General features: G+C 52.9%; 1 protein-coding gene. It reads left to right on the top strand.

Going from position 1 to position 306, the window contains the following annotated elements:
• Positions 1-306: hypothetical protein (locus M3P21_RS22470; protein ID WP_249713734.1), on the top strand; the 306-nt coding region annotated here is incomplete at both ends.

Below are 306 nucleotides of genomic sequence, written 5' to 3'. Positions count from 1 at the left end.
GAAAGGTGCTTCCAAAGGTTGAGTTCATTCTGGACGAAGATGAGGACTACGCAGACGACAGCCAAGGCGATCCTGAAGCGCGGGCGCACGAACACGAAAATTCAATTGTTCGGCGGGTCGCCGCCCGGCCCAAGCTCGCAGTTTCGATTGCCATGTCGTCAAGAGCTCAGTTCATTGAGGGTCTGGACTACTTGCTAAATGCGTCTGGCTCCAACCGCCTTCCAGAAGAGTTGGAGGCGCTAACTCTTATGCCTCTTACTCTTGCACGGATAGCAAATAGTATCAGCAATTCTGACTGGGATGCAC

The sequence above is a fragment of the Ruegeria spongiae genome (assembly GCF_023502395.1).
GTDB lineage: Bacteria > Pseudomonadota > Alphaproteobacteria > Rhodobacterales > Rhodobacteraceae > Ruegeria_C > Ruegeria_C spongiae.
Note: the sequence above shows the minus strand (reverse complement) of the source record. Positions and strands in the feature narration are given on the sequence as shown.